The sequence below is a fragment of the Pseudomonas baetica genome (assembly GCF_051216495.1).
GTDB classification, from domain to species: Bacteria; Pseudomonadota; Gammaproteobacteria; order Pseudomonadales; family Pseudomonadaceae; genus Aquipseudomonas; species Aquipseudomonas baetica_B.
Genome location: NZ_JBPKAM010000018.1, coordinates 25,100 through 41,696 on the forward strand (window position 1 = coordinate 25,100; position 16,597 = coordinate 41,696).

The following is a 16,597-nucleotide window of genomic DNA, read 5'->3' on the forward strand; positions in this document are numbered from 1 at the left end:
GACTGCCCCTCTTCATCCGCACGGAGAAGATTTCTTCGTTTGCCAGGCATAAAAAAGCCCTGACAAATCAGGGCTTTTTTGTTCATTAGCTGAGCCGATATGCTCTAGTACAAACAGTTATCAGCTATCAGTACGCCTTACCCGTCTTGTAGAAGTTCTCGAAGCAGAAGTTGGTCGCGTCGATGTAGCCTTCAGCGCCGCCGCAGTCGAAACGCTTGCCCTTGAACTTGTAGGCCATTACGCAGCCGTTCTGGGCTTGTTTCATCAGGGCGTCGGTGATCTGGATTTCACCGCCCTTGCCTGGCTCGGTCTGTTCGATCAGGTCGAAGATGTCCGGGGTCAGGATGTAGCGACCGATGATGGCCAGGTTCGATGGTGCATCTTCAGGTTTTGGTTTTTCAACCATGCTGTGTACGCGGTAGATGTCGTCGCGGATCATCTCGCCGGCGATGACGCCGTACTTGTTGGTCTCTTGCGGATCGACTTCCTGGATGGCCACGATCGAGCAGCGGAACTGCTTGTACAGCTTGACCATCTGGGTCAGTACGCCGTCGCCTTCGAGGTTGACGCACAGGTCGTCCGCCAGTACCACGGCGAAAGGCTCGTCGCCGATCAGCGGGCGACCGGTCAGGATTGCGTGGCCCAGGCCTTTCATTTCGGTCTGGCGGGTGTAGGAGAAGGAGCACTCGTCCAGCAGTTTGCGGATGCCGACCAGGTATTTTTCCTTGTCGGTGCCCTTGATCTGGTTTTCCAGCTCGTAGCTGATGTCGAAGTGGTCTTCCAGGGCGCGTTTACCGCGGCCGGTGACGATGGAGATTTCGTTCAAACCCGCGTCCAGTGCTTCTTCGACGCCGTACTGGATCAGTGGCTTGTTTACCACCGGCAGCATTTCCTTGGGCATGGCTTTAGTCGCTGGCAGGAAGCGAGTACCGTAACCGGCTGCTGGGAACAAGCATTTCTTGATCATATAAGTCCTTGAAAGGGCTGTGTGTACGAGTTTCGGCGCAGTCTAATCAGGCGGCGTGCACCTTACAATGCCCCGCGCTGGCTAACCGATGCCATCATAGGAGAAATATTCTTGCCGATAGTTCCGCTTGGAGCGGCGTTCGCCCTTCGGCAACCTGTAATTGATAGCAGAGACCGCCGGTTTTGCACGCTTTGTCTGCTGACAAACGATCACACTGCCCCGCATCCATCGACACCCGTCGAGTTATTTGGCGCTATCATGACGCCATTGAACCAAGCCAACGAGGCAAATAGATGTCGGCAGCAAAGAGCGTCAACGGGTATCTGATCAACAAAGCGAAGGACGGCCAATGGTGGATCGGTAACGCCGCTGGCGAGAATATCGTCGGCCCGTTTCCGACTGAAGCCATGGCGACGGAAGTGGCGGCGGTGCTGGAACTGGAACACCCGGAACCCAAACGACGTGGTAAAGACAAGAACTGACATGCCCACAGCCCTGCCAATGCGCAGGGCTTTTTGTGGGAGCGAGCCTGCTCGCGATGGACGATAACGATTACGCGTACTGTCTGAGTAAGCGCGTTGCCTGGACGTTTTTCGCGAGCGAGCTCGCTCCTACAGTGGTTACTTTTTTGCTTGCGGCGCTGTCACAGGCTTTGCCCATCACTATGACGACGACAATGACATGACCAGATTTTTGCCACTGATTGCGGTATTGGCCCTGAGCGGCTGCGCGACGACCGAAACCACTTACCTGAACAATGGCGAACAAGGCCTGGCCATCGATTGCTCCGGTGAAGCCAATTCATGGGCAACCTGCTATGAAAAGGCCGATGCTTCCTGTGCCGGCACCGGTTACCGCATCGTTGGCACCGACGGTAGCCCTGCGCCCGAGGAAAATGAAAAGACCCTGGGTGTCGACGTCGGCAACTATAAAAACCGCAGCGTGGTGGTGGTTTGCAAGTAAGGCGCCCTGCCCTACATTTGAATGTCGGCGAATTTGATGCCCAAGCCACGCAAGGTTTCGATCAGATCGTCGAGGCGAGCGAAGGATTCGACTTCATCGCTCTCATCCACCAGAAAATAACTGCGTCCGGCGCTTTTCTTGAAAAACACGATCCATTCACCAAGATTCGCGGGATTTTGAATCACATGGGTGCCGCAGATAAGACCCTCTGCCTGCCGCTCCCGTACCTGCTCTCGCTTCATGCCTGACTCCAGAAATGACAATGCCGCCAAAGCATCGCTTTGACGGCATGGGTGTTGAATCCCTGTAGTCTATCAGCCGGAAATGCACGCAGTCGCGGCATTGCGTACATCAAAGGGACGCAGCGGCACGTTGGAAATTCGCTCATGGAGCTTGATACTGCTGCCGCCTGAACGCTCTTCGATATCGAATACCGCTGCCGGCCCCGACGACAGTTTTTGCGGCACGATCACCCGCACGCCGTCCTTTTGCGGCTCGATTTGCAACGCACCGCGACTGCTGGCGAGTTTCTCGCTCAAGCATTGCGCGTACTCATGGGGTTTCTTGCCGGAAATCACGTTCATGGTGGGCAGCGACTCGTTGATGTCCGAGACGCTGGTACAACCACTTATCGCCAATGCCAAAGGCAGGCCCCACACACCCCACTTCATACGAAACCTCCGATAAAGACCCTCCGACCGCACAGATCCGTTTTTTCTCCGGGGACCACTGCATTTTATCGCCGATCAAATGCCCATAGCCGTTATTAATTGCCAAAGCGAACCACGACAGCCGGATAATAAAGCCTCGGGGCTGATAAACTGCGCGCCATTCGACCCTTGCTATGGTTCTGATTTTGTAGAAAAAGCCCTTCTGGAGGCGCCCATGAAATTTATTCACCAGCGCGAGCACCTCAACGAAGACGACATCGTCGTCATCCAATGCTCGCAGACGTGCAACATCCGTTTAATGAACGACGCCAACTTCCGTAGCTTCAAGAATGGCGGTCGCCACACCTACCACGGCGGCGCGTTCGACACCTTCCCGGCGCGCATCACGGCACCGAGCACCGGTTTCTGGAACATCACCATCGATACGGTCAGCCGTCGGGCGATCAGCGTGACCCGCAAACCGACCCTGACCCACTCGATCAAGATCATCCGCCGCTCCAGCTCGAAACTGAGCTGAGTGGCATTTCCCGCTCTTAAACAGAGAGAAAGGCAGGTATGACCGTGGCCCAAACGACCAAATACGTCATCAAATACAAACTGAACGGCGAACGCCGCTTCGAATTCGCCCAACTGGAAAACGGCACGGCCGAAGAGGCTAAGGCCGCGTTGGAGGCCCTGCACGGCCAAGGCGAAGACGTCATTAGCGAAATCAGTGTGAGCAAAGCGCTGTAACGCGATCCCGACGTTGAAGTTCGACCGCAAGCGCCGGAGTGCTCGCAGCCTCGGCGCGTCATAGACTGACCACTTCACCCTTGGGTCAAGGAGTCAGAGCAATGTTCCATCCCATCCTTTGCGTATTGATGCCGCTGGATCACGAGGCTCGTCGATGAGCGAGCGATTCCTGGACAGGCTCGACTGGACGACGCTGGAACAACAACTCGATCAGGATGGCTGCGCGGTCATCCGGTCCCTGTTGAGCCACAAGGCCTGTGATGACATCAGCGCCTTGTACGCTCAATCCGATCCCTTTCGCTCGCAAGTGATCATGGCCCGTCACGGCTTTGGCCGTGGCGAGTACAAATACTTTCGATACCCGTTGCCGGAACTCGTGGCTCGACTGCGCAGCGCGCTATATCCGCGCCTGGTGCCGATTGCCAATCGCTGGCATGAGCAGATGGGCTTGGCGAGCCGTTTCCCTGAAAGCCACGAAGCCTTCCTCGATCGTTGTCATGCCGCCGGTCAGCAACGTCCGACGCCGTTGTTGCTGCAATACGGCCCACAGGACTACAACTGCTTGCATCAGGATCTGTACGGCGAGCACGTTTTCCCGCTGCAAGTGGCGATTCTGCTGTCAGAGCCGCAGGAAGATTTCACCGGCGGCGAATTCGTATTGACTGAACAGCGACCGCGCATGCAGTCGAGGCCGCAGGTTATCGATCTGAACAAAGGCGACGGTGTGATCTTCGCGGTGAACCAGCGTCCCGTCAAAGGCACGCGCGGTTATTACCGGGTGACCCTGCGCCACGGTGTCAGTCGCCTCCACAGCGGAAAACGGCATACCCTAGGCATCATCTTTCACGATGCGTCTTAAACAACATGAACACGACAACCTTTGACATGTTTGCCGACGCAGAGCCGGAGCAACAGCCCCGACGCGAACGGATCGGCGAGCAATCGTTCGTCTTGAGAGGCTTTGCCCTGCCTTGGCTGGAGCGCTTGCTGCCCGCACTGGAGGCGGTGCTGGTGGCCGCGCCGTTTCGGCAAATGATCACGCCGGGGGGTTTTACCATGTCGGTCGGCCTTAGCAGCTGTGGCACCTGGGGCTGGACCACCGACAGTACCGGTTATCGCTACACCCGCTACGATCCGCAAACCGGCCTGCCCTGGCCCGACATGCCCGAGGTATTTTTCCAGTTGGCACAAGCGGCCGCTCGGGAAGCGGGCTTCACGGGGTTTGTGCCGGATTCCTGCCTGATCAATCGCTACGTCCCCGGCGCGAAAATGTCGTTGCATCAGGACAAGGACGAAAAATCCTACGATGCACCTATCGTTTCAGTGTCGCTTGGGCTGCCGGTCATGTTCCTGTTCGGCGGTTTCAAACGCAGCGATAAAAGCCAGCGAGTGCCTTTGCTGCATGGCGATATCGTGGTTTGGGGCGGAACTGATCGATTGCGTTATCACGGCGTACTCCCGATCAAGGACGGACAACACCCGCACCTGGGCGAGCAACGGATCAACTTCACCTTTCGTACCGCTGGATGAACGTCGGGAATTTGACCGCAAGCGCCGGAGTGCAGGCGTACTGTCAGCAGATTAATCTGCAGCAAATGGGTCAACGGATGTAAAGCCATGACAAGCCAATCGACAACGATCACCACCGAAAACGATCCACGCTGGGCCGCGGTCGTCGCCCGCGATCCGAAGGCCGACGGACAGTTCGTCTACGCGGTGAAAACCACCGGGATCTACTGCAATCCCAGCAGTCTGGCGCGCTTGCCCAAGCCGCAGAACGTCGAATTCTTCGACTCTGCCGAACTGGCTCAAGCGGCGGGTTATCGCCCGAGCAAGCGCGCGGCGAGGGATCAAAGCGACCTCGCTACACAACACGCTGCCACCGTGGCTGCCGCGTGCCGCCGAATCGAAACCGCCGAAGCGCTGCCTGCGCTGAACGAACTGGCCCAAGCCGCAGGCTTAAGCAGTTTTCACTTCCATCGGGTATTCAAGGCTGTGACCGGCCTGACGCCCAAGGGTTACGCCGCAGCCCATCGTTCGCGCCGGGTACGGGAACGGCTGGCGGATGGCGGCTCAATCACGGACGCCTTGTACGATGCCGGCTTCAATTCCAACGGTCGTTTCTATGAGGCGGCGGATCACGTGCTAGGCATGAAACCCGCCGATTACCGCGCCGCCGGCCAGAACAACGACATTCGCTTTGCGGTGGGCCAGTGTTCTCTCGGGGCGATTCTGGTGGCGCAAAGCGAGCGTGGAGTGTGCGCCATCCTGCTGGGTGATGATCCACAGCAATTGGTCTGCGATCTGCAGGACAAGTTTCGCCGCGCCAATCTGATCGGCGCCGATCAAGCCTTCGAGCAGTTGATCGCCACGGTCGTGGGTTTTATCGAAGCTCCGGCCCTCGGCTTGGACTTACCACTGGATGTGCGCGGAACGGCCTTTCAGGAGCGGGTCTGGCAGGCCTTGCGGGAGATTCCCGTCGGAACCACGGCCAGTTACGCCGACATCGCCCGGCACATCGGCGCACCAAAAGCCGTTCGCGCCGTGGCCCAAGCCTGCGGCGCCAACAGCCTGGCGGTCGCGATCCCCTGCCACCGTGTGGTGCGCAGCGATGGCAATCTGTCTGGGTATCGTTGGGGTGTGGAGCGCAAGCGGCAGTTACTCGACCGGGAACAATCTAAGTCAGCCTTGTAGGAGCGAGCTTGCTCGCGATGAGCCCGAGAACTGCGTGGGGTGTCAGGCACCCAGCGTCATCGTTGGCCACCATCGCGAGCAAGCTCGCTCCCACAGGGTTAACGATTGACGTCTACCACCACCCGCCCACGCAATTGCCCGGCCAGCAAGCGCGGTGCAGCCTCAATGGCTTCGCTCAAACCGATTTCGTGGCTGATCAAAGGCAGCAGATTGAAATCCAGATCCCGCGCCAGACGACTCCACGCCTCCACGCGCTTGGCCTTGGGTTGGGTCACGCTGTTAATGCCCGCCAAGGTCACGCCACGCAATATGAACGGCGCGACGGAGGCCGGGAAATCCATGCCCTGGGCCAGGCCACAGGCGGCGACTGTGCCGTTGGCCTTGGTACTGGCGCACGCGTTGGCCAGGGTGTGGCTGCCAACCGAGTCAATGACCGCCGCCCAACGTTCCTTGGCCAAGGGTTTGCCCGGTTCGGACAATGTGCTGCGATCGATGATTTCGGCGGCGCCCAATTGTTTGAGGTAGTCATGCTCTGAGGTGCGCCCCGTGGATGCCACCACTCGGTAACCCAGCTTGCTCAGCAGTGCGATGGCGAAACTGCCCACCCCGCCATTGGCGCCGGTGACCAGGATTTCACCTTGCTCTGGCGTCACACCGTTGTGTTCGAGCGCCAGGATGCAGAGCATCGCCGTGTACCCGGCGGTGCCGATCGCCATGGCTTGAGCGGCAGTAAACTCCTTGGGCAACGGAATCAGCCAGTCACCATTCAAACGCGCTTTCTGTGCCAGGCCACCCCAATGGCCTTCGCCCACACCCCAACCGTTAAGCAGGACCTTGTCACCTACCTTGTAGTCCGGATGCCCGCTGGCTTCGACCGTCCCCGCCAGATCGATCCCTGGCACCATCGGAAATTTGCGCACCACCGGGCTGCTGCCAGTGATTGCCAGGCCATCCTTGAAATTCAACGTGCTATACGCCACGCGAACCGTCACATCGCCTTCGGGCAATTGATCGTCATTGATCTGCTGCAGGGTGGCTCGGTAACCGCTGTCGTCTTTGTTGATCAAAATGCCTTGAAACATGACTGCCTCCGGTGGGTTCACGTGTTGTGATGGGATTTAAATACCACATCGCAAAAAAATGCCGTACTCGACTTTAAGCCAATTCATCGAACCATACGGCGCCAACGTGTATTTCAGACACGACGGCAACGCTTGCAAGAAGACCGATGATGGCTGGCAATCAAAGGTCGGCGGTGCGAACCTTGGGTCAATCATGCGGCTATAAATCCGCCCATACCGTCCTTGCCCGGATTCACCGTCGGAGAACATTCAACATGAGCCAATGGCCAGACACCCGCATTCTTGACTTGCTCGGGATCGAACTGCCGATCATCCAGGGCCCGATGGCCGGCGCCACCCATGCCTCCATGGTGATTGCCGCGAGCAACGCCGGCGGTTTGGGGTCCATGCCGGCAGCCATGCTGAGCATCGAGCAGTTGCGCGAAGAATTGAAGGTCATCCGCCAACATACACAGCGCCCGATCAACGTGAATTTCTTCTGCCATCAACCCCCACCAGTGGACGAGCAACGGGCAAAGGAATGGAAGCATCTGCTGGAACCTTATTACCGGGAACTGGGGGTCGACTTCTTTGCGCCGACACCGGTGTCCAACCGTGCTCCGTTCGATGCCGCTGGCTGCGAAGTGATCGAGGCGTTTCGCCCCGAGGTCGTGAGCTTCCACTTTGGTCTGCCGGAACAATCCCTGCTGGATCGGGTAAAGGCTACCGGAGCAAAAGTGCTGTCCTCGGCCACCACGGTCGAAGAAGCCATCTGGCTCGAGCAGCATGGCTGCGATGCAATCATCGCCATGGGCTACGAAGCCGGCGGACACCGCGGGATGTTTCTCAGCGATGACCTGAGCACTCAGGTTGGCACCTTCGCCCTGGTGCCGCAGGTCGTCGATGCGGTGAAGGTGCCGGTGATTGCCGCGGGTGGCATTGCCGATGCGCGGGGCGTTGCGGCGGCGTTCATGCTGGGGGCTTCGGCGGTGCAGGTCGGGACGGCGTATCTGTTTACGCCGGAAGCGAAGGTCAGTGTCTCCCATCACAAGGCACTGCGCACGGCGAAGGAAAGCGAGACGGCCATCACCAATCTGTTCACCGGACGCCCGGCACGAGGCATTCTTAATCGGGTAATGCGCGAGTTGGGCCCCATGAGTGCCAAGGCGCCGGCCTTCCCGCTGGCCGGTGGCGCGCTCATACCGTTGCGGGCCAAGGGCGAAGCGGATTTCAGTAACCTTTGGGCCGGGCAGGCGTTCACGCTGGGGGTTGAGTTGACGACAGCGGAGCTCACCCGGCGATTGGCGGAGGAAGGGTTGGCGAAATTGCTTGGCCGCTGAACAAACGAATAACCTCTGACTGAGTGATGACCTGTGGCGAGGGGATTCATCCCCGTTCGACTGCGAAGCAGTCGTCAGTCCAGGCCACTCAATTAATGTGAATGCACACTGGGGGCCGCTTCGCGACCCAACGGGGATGAATCCCCTCGCCACAGATAAATCTCCATAGCCATAGGCAACTCGTTCCGTTTGCAGGCATTTCGCTATATATTCAGATATATACCGAATCACCCCCTCGCGACACATACTTATAACGGAGCCGTTTCATGACCATTCGTGCCTCACGTTTTTCCCCGACTTGCCTGGCGACCCTGATCGCTGTATTCGCCTTTGGCTCTGCCCAGGCGGACGAAGTCCAGGTGGCGGTCGCCGCCAACTTCACCGCGCCGATCCAGGCAATTGCCGCCGATTTCGAAAAAGACACCGGCCACAAACTGGTGACCTCGTTCGGTGCGACCGGTCAGTTCTACACCCAGATCAAGAATGGCGCGCCGTTCGAAGTGTTCCTCTCGGCAGACGACACCACCCCGGAAAAACTGGAAAAAGAAGGCGACACCGTCAAGGGCTCGCGCTTCACCTATGCCGTCGGCACCCTGGCGCTGTGGTCGGCCAAGGAAGGTTATGTCGATGCCAAGGGCAAAGTGCTGAGCGACAACCAGTACCAGCATCTGTCCATTGCCAACCCTAAAGCCGCGCCTTATGGCCTGGCAGCAACCCAGGTACTGGCCAAGCAAGGCTTGACCGACAAGGTCAAGGACAAGATCGTTGAAGGCCAGAACATCACCCAAGCTTATCAATTCGTGTCCACCGGCAATGCCGAATTGGGCTTCGTGGCCTTGTCACAGATCTACAAGGACGGCAAAGTCACCAGCGGTTCGGCGTGGATCGTACCAGCCGAAATGCACGACCCTATCAAACAGGATGCGGTGATCCTCAACAAGGGCAAGGACAACCCGGCCGCCAAGGCACTGGTTGACTACCTCAAGGGCCCGAAAGCCGCTGCTGTCATCAAGTCCTACGGTTACCAACTCTAAATGACGCTGACGAGTGCCGATTTTTCCGCCATTTGGCTGACCCTGAAACTGGCGTCCCTGACGACCGTCATCCTGTTGGTGATCGGCACTCCGCTGGCGTTGTGGCTCTCGCGCACCCGATCCTGGTTGCGCGGCCCGGTCGGGGCGGTCGTCGCCCTGCCCCTCGTGTTACCTCCCACGGTGATTGGCTTTTACCTGTTGCTGGCGCTTGGACCTAACGGGTTTGTGGGCCACTTCACCCAATCACTGGGGCTTGGCACCCTCACCTTCAGTTTTGCCGGGTTGGTCATTGGTTCGGTGTTGTACTCGATGCCGTTCGTGGTCCAGCCGCTGCAAAACGCTTTTTCCGCCATTGGCACGCGCCCACTGGAAGTAGCCGCGACCTTGCGCGCCAATCCCTGGGACAGCTTTTTCAGCGTCACCCTGCCCCTGGCTCGCCCTGGTTTCATCACCGCGGCCATCCTCGGTTTCGCCCATACCGTCGGTGAGTTCGGCGTGGTGTTGATGATTGGCGGTAACATTCCTGAAAAGACCCGCGTGGTTTCGGTGCAAATCTACGATCACGTCGAAGCCATGGAATACGCCCAGGCCCATTGGCTGGCCGGGGCGATGCTGGTGTTCTCCTTTGCGGTGTTGCTGGCGCTTTACTCCAGCCGAAAAACCAAAGCAGGCTGGAGCTGATCGATGATTCAAACGCGCCTGAAGCTGAGTTACCCGGGGTTTGCCCTGGATGTCGACTTGCAGTTGCCCGGTCGTGGCGTCACTGCGCTTTTCGGTCATTCCGGCTCGGGCAAGACCACCTGCCTGCGTTGCATCGCGGGCCTGGAACGGGCCGATAAAGGTTTCATTCAGGTCAACGATGAAGTCTGGCAGGACAGCGACAAGAAAATTTTCGTCGCGCCGCACAAACGCGCCTTGGGTTACGTGTTTCAAGAGGCCAGTCTGTTCCCGCATCTGTCGGTGCTGGCCAACCTTGAGTTCGGCCTGAAACGAATCCCAAAACAGCAGCGTCGGGTCGATATGGCCCACGCGACCGAGCTGCTGGGCATCGGCCACTTGCTCGATCGCCATCCGCAACACCTGTCGGGCGGTGAACGCCAGCGCATCGGCATCGCCCGCGCCCTGCTCACCAGTCCGAAACTGCTGCTGATGGACGAGCCACTGGCCGCGCTGGACGCCAAGCGCAAGGGCGAAATCCTGCCCTACCTGCAACGGTTGCATGATGAGCTGGACATCCCGGTACTGTACGTAAGCCACTCCCAGGATGAAGTGGCACGACTGGCCGACCACATCGTCCTGCTCGGCGACGGCAAGGCGCTGGCCAGCGGCCCCATCGGCCAAACCCTGGCCCGCCTCGATCTGCCGCTGGCGCTGGGCGATGACGCGGGCGTGGTCATTGAAGGCCGGGTCAGTCGCTATGACACCGAGTACCAGTTGCTGACCCTGCAACTGCCCGATACGCCTCTGAACATTCGTGTGGCGCACACGCCGATGGCTCCGGGTCAGACCTTGCGCTGCAAGGTACAAGCGCGAGATGTGAGCCTGAGCCTGCACAACGCAGAACACAGCAGCATTCTCAATCGACTGCCCGTCACCGTGGTCAGCGAAATGGGTGCCGATAACGCTGCTCACGTACTGGTGCGCCTGGATGCGGCAGGAACGCCGTTGCTGGCGCGGATCACCCGTTTCTCCCGCGACCAGTTGAATGTTCACCCCGGACAACAACTCTGGGCCCAGATCAAGGCCGTGGCTGTCCTGGCGTAGCTTTGCCTCTCGCGCTCACAAGCAATACCGCTATCACCCACTCTGGCGGGAGGTACGTGACAGCGACAAAGACTCTCGGCTACGGGATTTCGACCTGGCCCTGTTGCTGGAGAAGCTGGCGTCTGAGCCGACGAATTGACCTGGCTATTTTTTGCACGATTACAAATGACTTCTATAGTTGATCTGTACACAAATCAGCTGCGGTGAAGCCATGGAAGACATATTCGTCGTGAAGCGCTGCAACAAGATCATCATTCATGGACGAAGGGTCGGAGAATCCGGCCATCCTCCCCCTGATGCCGCCGTCTGGTACCGCATTGCGGATACCCGTACCAATGGCTTCATCGGTGACGGTTACGATCTTGAAGAGGACGCCCGGCGCATTTGCTGGCAGCTCAATGCCAGGTCACAAGTCACGGCCCGCCAAGGCTGAGGAGCCTTGGCGGGCCTCTTACGGGTCTATACTGGCTGTAGGAGCGAGTTTGCTCGCGATGGACATCCAGGCAACGTGGTCACTCAGACATCACGCGTTATCGTTAACGTCCATCGCGAGCAAACTCGCTCCTACATATGCCCTGCCAGGTGCCTTCAACGGAGGTGTTTCCCATGTCAGAAAAAGAGTCCATCACCACCCTGCTCACCCTGCTCGATTCCCGTCAGGTTCGCCTGGCCGCAGCGTGCAAGGAAATTGCCGACTGGGTCGATCATCAAGGCGGCGGACACCCCACGGCCCTCAGGATTCGCGATCGCCTGAACGAAATCGAGAAAGACACACCCATCATCCGCAACACCTTGTCATCGCTCAAACCCATCGACCGGCCGCTGCCACGGTTCAGATAAGTCGATCCGGACCGTTGATGCGAAGATTCGGTTTGCCTGCACAGGCATGATCGGCGACGCTCTGGTCACCGAGTGTTTTCCTGCACGGTCGTTTCACGTCTCCCCACCCCAGCCCTGCGCTGGGATTTTTTTGCGCGGAAAAACCAAACGAACGTCACCCACCCCGTGAGGTCGAACGATCACACGTCACGAGGAGACGTCCCAATGGTCACTCACTTCAAAGTCAGCGGGCACCTGGCCTGCGGTCACAAAGGCAACAATCTCGTCTCGACCCGCGAACTTAACCGGGTCAAATGCAGGAGTTGTCGAAATACCGACGTCTACAAAGAAGCGCGCAAAGACCAACGCAACGCCGCGCGCCGCGCTGCGCGCAAAGCCAAGGCCCTGCAAACCGTCGCTGACTGGCGTCAGTCCTGGACCGAGCGCCTGGTCGCCCTGCCCGGCCTGCAAAGGCTGCCCCGCGGCTTTACCGGACAACCTTTCGTATAGGCAATTGCTTCGGCGGTTGAGTCGAGTCGGTTCGATCCAACCGCCCGAGGCTTGCCATGCTGCTGTCATTAGTTCGCTGTATTCATGCCGACTGGCTGTAAGATTTCGCGCAATGACATGCGCTTGAACGCCTCCACCAGCCCGCGCCCCTCCTGAGGCTCGCAGGAGATCGCCAGGCGCATGGTCGCCTCGCCCAGGTGCCAGATCAGAAATGCTGACTCCCGAACCTGTCGCGCATCGCTGTGCGGGTATACCCGCAGCATCGCCTCGGCCAGGATCTCCCCGGCTATGCGACTCTCCTCCAGCTCCAGCGACAACAGGTGCTTGTCAGCCTGCATGCCGGACCAGATATCCCGCATCGCCGGCGTGGCCAGAACGATCTCGTAATACTGATCGAGCAAGCACGAATAGGCTGCTTGCAGCCCCGGCACATCTTCCACCGCTCCCAGTGCCTCTTCGATGCAACGACGGCTTTCAACGTTGTAACGCTCGGCCAATGTGCGAATGACCGAGCTTTTATCGGGAAAGTACTGATAGAGAGAGCCGATCGAAATCTCGGAGCGTTCAGCGATTTCACTCATCTTCAGCTGATCGCTGCCCTTGGTTGCGATCAGCTGTGTTGCCACGCAGAGAATTCGCTCTTGGCGTTCGCGGCTGCGTTGCTGTGTGGGGTTGCGTCGAGTTGGCTCAGGAACAGGTTCTTCGAGCGCTTCACTGGTTTTCTTGGCCACGGCCGCTTTTCCCGAAATAAAAAACATGACATTGACTCACCTTAGCATCACCCGGCCACGCGCCCAATAGGCCATAGCCGTACGTCGGCTTCCACATTACTTGGTTTGACGGCAAAACGTGAGGGTCTATCATCTTTTAAACGTGAGCATTGCTCACATTATCAATGGAGATGAACGCAATGAATAATCAGCAGACCATTCTGATCCTCGGCGCCAATGGCAAAACCGGACGACGGATCGCTCAACGACTCCAGGCGGCCGGCCAGAACGTACGCCTGGGTTCCCGTGGTGCCACCCCGCCCTTCGATTGGGAAGATCGTTCCACCTGGGCGGCAGCCCTCGATGGTGTTCAAGCGGCGTACATCTCCTTTCAACCCGACCTCGCGGTACCTGGCGCCCTCGAGACAATTCAGGCGTTTACCGATCAGGCTGTCAAAAACGGCGTTGGCAAACTGGTGCTGTTGTCGGGACGAGGAGAAAAAGAAGCAGAACTGGCCGAACGCGTGGTGCAGGACAGCGGAGTCGACTGGACCATCCTGCGAGCCAGCTGGTTCTGCCAGAACTTCAGCGAAGCGCACTTTCTTGAACCGATCCTGCAGGGCGAGCTGGCGCTGCCCGTGGGAGACATCGCCGAGCCTTTCATCGACGTGGAAGACATTGCCGAAATCGCGGCTGCCGCACTGACCCAAACCGTGCACTCAGGCAAGCTTTATGAACTCACCGGGCCACGTGCACTGACCTTCGCCGACGCCGTTGCCGAGATCGCACGTGCGACCAACCGCGACATCGCTTTCGTCGCCGTGCCGCCAGACGCCTATCGAGTTGCGCTGGAGCAGGAACAATTGCCCTCCGGGCTGATCGATCTGGTGCTGTATCTGTTCACAACGGTGCTCGACGGACGCAATACGCCCGTCACCAATGGCGTGCAAGATGCACTTGGACGACCCGCGAAAGACTTTTCGGAATATGTCCGCCATACAGCGGCGACCGGTGTCTGGAACAAAGTGGATTGAGCGACAACGTGCCGCATTGGCGACAATCGACTTCCTCGGCTAGGGTCTCTCTCGTATCGAACTGCGGCGCCTTTATTGGCAGGAGCCTGATCAAGGAGGGAGAAATGTCATCCATTCGTAGTGCCGAGCAAACCTATCGCCAGTGGTCCAGCCCGATCCTGCTCGAACTCAAGGAGCGAGAGCATCAACTGGCCCCGTCAGACCGTCAGGCCTTACAAAATATTCTGCTGGAACGGAGGTTGATCAACAGCGGTAATTCCAACGGCAGCGATCGGCGCAAGGCTGAATCGTCCCCGGGTAATTGAATCAATCCGATCAGAATTTGCACCTGTAAAAAACCCGGCGTTCAGCGCCGGGTTTTTCAATTCCCCATTCGTCAGACACACGGCACCTTTGCCTTGCCCTGCGGGTTCAAACGCTGGTACCGATATCCAGTTTCCGGAAAAAGAGGCGAAGTCGTCTAACCCCGGTGACGATGAGAAAAAACAAGCGGATAGTGATATCAAAGGCTAACTACGACTGCACTGCGGCCAACGTTTTTTGATCCCTTTGGTCTGCTTGCCATTGGCGTTTTTTGCCCGTCTGTAATTCAGTTGGCATCCTTTCTCCACATCCTGGGCTAGTCTTTCCACACTAAAATAGAATTGCAGATCATTCCCTTTAAGAGTACTTGACCGTGAAAGGCGGATTGATTGGGGTTGCTGTCGTCGTGACACTGATAGGTGGCCTGACATACGGGTTAAGCACCTGGGAGGCCAACAAGGCTCGACGACAGGAGGAGCTGTGCAAGGTCGCGCAGGAGCATCTCAAGACCATAGAGATCCAGGCTCGGGCCATGGCTGCCGGCTTGTCTGTCCAAGACTATGCCGAAGCGGAAAAGGCCGAGGTGGGCAAACTTATCAATGCGCTGGACAGCGCTAAAACCAAGGAAGAAGTGGAAACGGTCATTTCGCAGCACTCTGCCACGGTACAGGCACAAGTTGCGGCAACGGATGCGGAAGTGAGGTCACGCGGCGACCAGCCCTTCCTTGGGCAGCAGCTCAAGGAGCAGCGTATAACGACGGACGTCAAGCTGGAAATCCAACGCGCCGAGAAGGCGGTCAGCACGGCGTGTCATTGATGTGCCCCGAAAATCAGGCGCATACGTTGCATTCGACATCTGCCGAACACATCGATCTCTGTCGGCCAGCCCTTCGGGCGATGCAGCCGGAATGATCACGGGCAAATGCTAGGGACTAACGGTGAAGTGGTATCTCACAGTGCTGTCCTCTGGCTTGACGAACCACAACTCACCGTTCGCCTGCTTCACATGACTACATTCCGTAGGCCACCCGGAAGCGATGAGGCACACCACACCGCTCTCCAGCGTCCACTTTTCCTTGGCGGGATCCTTGCCTGATTCTTTATAGGTATCGGTGCCGTCGGCATTGAATGTCAGAGAGTACGGAGTCCCATTATTCAAGCGACTGGTGATTGTCTTACCGACCAAGGCTTGCTGCACCTCAGCATTGTTCAACGTCTTTGCATTGGCTGGCACAGGGGCCTGTGCTCCTTCGCTTGATGATGCGAAACCCGCCAGCAAAACCAGTCCGGTTAGACCGCCAAGGCCTGGTAATTTCATTTCTATAATCTCCGCTCCAAAGAAACACCAAAAGTGTAGCTTCAAGCGGCGTGACGGCAGCATGCAGGATACATGGAAGACAGAGCAGTTTCGCCGAAACCGCATGGGCAAGAAAGTCATTCCTATTCCTACCCAGCGAACGGAGGACCACGCCAAAATAGCGGACCAGAAACAAACAAGGGTTTGCATCAGCTTTCGCTCGCAAACCCTTGATTTTAGATGGTGCCCGAAGCCGGAATCGAACCGGCACGCCCTTACGAGCGGGGGATTTTAAGTCCCATGCGTCTACCAGTTTCGCCATTCGGGCGGTAGCGCGGTGAATCAGAGGGGGGAAATATATACATCCCGTCCCGGTGAAGCAAGGTCACGAGTGCGATTTTCAAGACTAAATCTTGCGCAAACCCAAAATAAAAAACTTCGTAAATCATGGACCTACGAAGCTTTTTTCATATTACCCACCAGGATTGGGTGATTTTCCAAGCCCTGCATTCTCCCGCGAGCGCAATAAAAACCCCGCGAATCAGTAACCTATGGTGAGCACTTACTGTGGCAGCAGAAGTTGCAGGCCTCCTGATTAAGGACAGTATGCACGCCACCCGCCAGTCAAAATTCTTCGGTGCGATTGATCGCCGATATGCCTGCACCCGCCTCCCCCCTCAAGTCGAGGGGGATCACCT

23 protein-coding genes, 1 tRNA gene and 1 pseudogene are annotated in these 16,597 nt (G+C 57.9%); 18 read left to right on the forward strand and 7 right to left on the reverse strand.

The features are described from left to right. Positions 1-127: 127 nt before the first annotated feature. Positions 128-967, reverse strand: a complete 840-nt coding sequence (gene galU, locus ACSFE6_RS09315; RefSeq protein WP_011061681.1) for a UTP--glucose-1-phosphate uridylyltransferase GalU — start codon at positions 965-967, stop codon at positions 128-130. A 293-nt stretch (positions 968-1,260) separates the two neighbouring features. Between galU and ACSFE6_RS09320 the strand changes: the two genes are divergently transcribed. Next, entirely contained in the window at positions 1,261-1,449 is a 189-nt protein-coding gene (locus ACSFE6_RS09320) for a hypothetical protein (RefSeq protein ID WP_433735379.1), read from the forward strand. A 199-nt stretch (positions 1,450-1,648) separates the two neighbouring features. Further along, on the forward strand, positions 1,649-1,930 hold the full coding sequence (locus ACSFE6_RS09325; protein ID WP_435427328.1) for a hypothetical protein: 282 nt from the start codon (positions 1,649-1,651) through the stop codon (positions 1,928-1,930). A gap of 11 nt (positions 1,931-1,941) precedes the next feature. Here ACSFE6_RS09325 and ACSFE6_RS09330 read toward each other — a convergent pair whose 3' ends face one another. Together ACSFE6_RS09330 and ACSFE6_RS09335 are read right to left on the reverse strand one after the other, a co-directional pair. After that, a complete protein-coding gene (locus tag ACSFE6_RS09330) occupies positions 1,942-2,172 on the reverse strand; it encodes a hypothetical protein (RefSeq protein ID WP_435427329.1) in 231 nt (76 codons plus the stop codon). A gap of 72 nt (positions 2,173-2,244) precedes the next feature. Further along, positions 2,245-2,601 carry a hypothetical protein gene (locus tag ACSFE6_RS09335; RefSeq protein WP_435427330.1) on the reverse strand — a complete coding sequence of 119 codons (357 nt, stop codon included), beginning with the start codon at positions 2,599-2,601 and terminating at the stop codon, positions 2,245-2,247. A gap of 214 nt (positions 2,602-2,815) precedes the next feature. Here ACSFE6_RS09335 and ACSFE6_RS09340 point away from each other — a divergent pair, with 214 nt between their 5' ends. The 5 genes from ACSFE6_RS09340 to ada all read left to right on the forward strand — a co-directional run bounded on the left by ACSFE6_RS09340 (position 2,816) and on the right by ada (position 6,027). Beyond that, positions 2,816-3,118 carry a DUF1883 domain-containing protein gene (locus ACSFE6_RS09340; protein WP_039768744.1) on the forward strand — a complete coding sequence of 101 codons (303 nt, stop codon included), beginning with the start codon at positions 2,816-2,818 and terminating at the stop codon, positions 3,116-3,118. A gap of 38 nt (positions 3,119-3,156) precedes the next feature. Then, positions 3,157-3,333: a hypothetical protein gene (locus ACSFE6_RS09345; RefSeq protein WP_435427331.1), complete on the forward strand. Its 177-nt coding sequence runs from the start codon at positions 3,157-3,159 to the stop codon at positions 3,331-3,333. Between the two features lie 154 nt (positions 3,334-3,487). Beyond that, positions 3,488-4,192 (forward strand): 2OG-Fe(II) oxygenase, encoded by a 705-nt coding sequence (locus tag ACSFE6_RS09350; protein WP_435427332.1) that lies wholly within the window; start codon positions 3,488-3,490, stop codon positions 4,190-4,192. A gap of 5 nt (positions 4,193-4,197) precedes the next feature. Beyond that, positions 4,198-4,863: a DNA oxidative demethylase AlkB gene (gene alkB / locus ACSFE6_RS09355; protein WP_435427333.1), complete on the forward strand. Its 666-nt coding sequence runs from the start codon at positions 4,198-4,200 to the stop codon at positions 4,861-4,863. Between the two features lie 87 nt (positions 4,864-4,950). Then, the gene (gene ada, locus ACSFE6_RS09360) at positions 4,951-6,027 is read left to right on the forward strand and encodes a bifunctional DNA-binding transcriptional regulator/O6-methylguanine-DNA methyltransferase Ada (RefSeq protein ID WP_435427334.1); all 1,077 of its coding nucleotides are present in this window, start codon (positions 4,951-4,953) and stop codon (positions 6,025-6,027) included. 98 nt (positions 6,028-6,125) lie between these two features. Here ada and acuI read toward each other — a convergent pair whose 3' ends face one another. Next, entirely contained in the window at positions 6,126-7,109 is a 984-nt protein-coding gene (acuI, locus tag ACSFE6_RS09365) for an acrylyl-CoA reductase (NADPH) (protein WP_435427335.1), read from the reverse strand. A 254-nt stretch (positions 7,110-7,363) separates the two neighbouring features. Here acuI and ACSFE6_RS09370 point away from each other — a divergent pair, with 254 nt between their 5' ends. The 8 genes and pseudogenes from ACSFE6_RS09370 to ACSFE6_RS09405 all read left to right on the forward strand — a co-directional run bounded on the left by ACSFE6_RS09370 (position 7,364) and on the right by ACSFE6_RS09405 (position 12,555). After that, positions 7,364-8,428 (forward strand): NAD(P)H-dependent flavin oxidoreductase, encoded by a 1,065-nt coding sequence (locus tag ACSFE6_RS09370; RefSeq protein WP_435427336.1) that lies wholly within the window; start codon positions 7,364-7,366, stop codon positions 8,426-8,428. 266 nt (positions 8,429-8,694) lie between these two features. Next, complete coding sequence (gene modA / locus ACSFE6_RS09375; protein ID WP_435427337.1) at positions 8,695-9,462, forward strand: molybdate ABC transporter substrate-binding protein; 768 nt, start codon at positions 8,695-8,697, stop codon at positions 9,460-9,462. After that, complete coding sequence (modB, locus tag ACSFE6_RS09380; RefSeq protein ID WP_435427338.1) at positions 9,463-10,143, forward strand: molybdate ABC transporter permease subunit; 681 nt, start codon at positions 9,463-9,465, stop codon at positions 10,141-10,143. Between the two features lie 3 nt (positions 10,144-10,146). Further along, on the forward strand, positions 10,147-11,226 hold the full coding sequence (gene modC / locus ACSFE6_RS09385; protein WP_435427339.1) for a molybdenum ABC transporter ATP-binding protein: 1,080 nt from the start codon (positions 10,147-10,149) through the stop codon (positions 11,224-11,226). A 7-nt stretch (positions 11,227-11,233) separates the two neighbouring features. Then, positions 11,234-11,329, forward strand: a pseudogene (locus ACSFE6_RS09390) (hypothetical protein); the annotation flags it as partial. Between the two features lie 108 nt (positions 11,330-11,437). Further along, the gene (locus ACSFE6_RS09395; RefSeq protein WP_435427371.1) at positions 11,438-11,659 is read left to right on the forward strand and encodes a hypothetical protein; all 222 of its coding nucleotides are present in this window, start codon (positions 11,438-11,440) and stop codon (positions 11,657-11,659) included. A 173-nt stretch (positions 11,660-11,832) separates the two neighbouring features. Then, on the forward strand, positions 11,833-12,066 hold the full coding sequence (locus ACSFE6_RS09400; protein ID WP_433735393.1) for a hypothetical protein: 234 nt from the start codon (positions 11,833-11,835) through the stop codon (positions 12,064-12,066). A gap of 204 nt (positions 12,067-12,270) precedes the next feature. Further along, positions 12,271-12,555, forward strand: a complete 285-nt coding sequence (locus tag ACSFE6_RS09405) for a hypothetical protein (protein WP_435427340.1) — start codon at positions 12,271-12,273, stop codon at positions 12,553-12,555. 68 nt (positions 12,556-12,623) lie between these two features. On the opposite strand, the gene ACSFE6_RS09410 is transcribed toward ACSFE6_RS09405, so the two are convergent. Next, positions 12,624-13,313, reverse strand: a complete 690-nt coding sequence (locus ACSFE6_RS09410) for a TetR/AcrR family transcriptional regulator (RefSeq protein ID WP_435427341.1) — start codon at positions 13,311-13,313, stop codon at positions 12,624-12,626. A gap of 152 nt (positions 13,314-13,465) precedes the next feature. Between ACSFE6_RS09410 and ACSFE6_RS09415 the strand changes: the two genes are divergently transcribed. From ACSFE6_RS09415 to ACSFE6_RS09425, 3 genes are all read left to right on the forward strand, one after another. Beyond that, positions 13,466-14,299, forward strand: coding sequence for an NAD(P)H-binding protein (locus tag ACSFE6_RS09415; protein WP_435427342.1), 834 nt, complete (start codon positions 13,466-13,468; stop codon positions 14,297-14,299). 104 nt (positions 14,300-14,403) lie between these two features. Beyond that, positions 14,404-14,604 carry a hypothetical protein gene (locus ACSFE6_RS09420; RefSeq protein WP_435427343.1) on the forward strand — a complete coding sequence of 67 codons (201 nt, stop codon included), beginning with the start codon at positions 14,404-14,406 and terminating at the stop codon, positions 14,602-14,604. A 371-nt stretch (positions 14,605-14,975) separates the two neighbouring features. Further along, positions 14,976-15,419 carry a hypothetical protein gene (locus ACSFE6_RS09425; RefSeq protein ID WP_435427344.1) on the forward strand — a complete coding sequence of 148 codons (444 nt, stop codon included), beginning with the start codon at positions 14,976-14,978 and terminating at the stop codon, positions 15,417-15,419. A gap of 108 nt (positions 15,420-15,527) precedes the next feature. On the opposite strand, the gene ACSFE6_RS09430 is transcribed toward ACSFE6_RS09425, so the two are convergent. Together ACSFE6_RS09430 and ACSFE6_RS09435 are read right to left on the reverse strand one after the other, a co-directional pair. Next, the gene (locus ACSFE6_RS09430) at positions 15,528-15,920 is read right to left on the reverse strand and encodes a hypothetical protein (RefSeq protein WP_435427345.1); all 393 of its coding nucleotides are present in this window, start codon (positions 15,918-15,920) and stop codon (positions 15,528-15,530) included. Between the two features lie 220 nt (positions 15,921-16,140). Continuing rightward, a tRNA-Leu gene (locus ACSFE6_RS09435) sits at positions 16,141-16,227 on the reverse strand. Positions 16,228-16,597 lie beyond the last annotated feature (370 nt).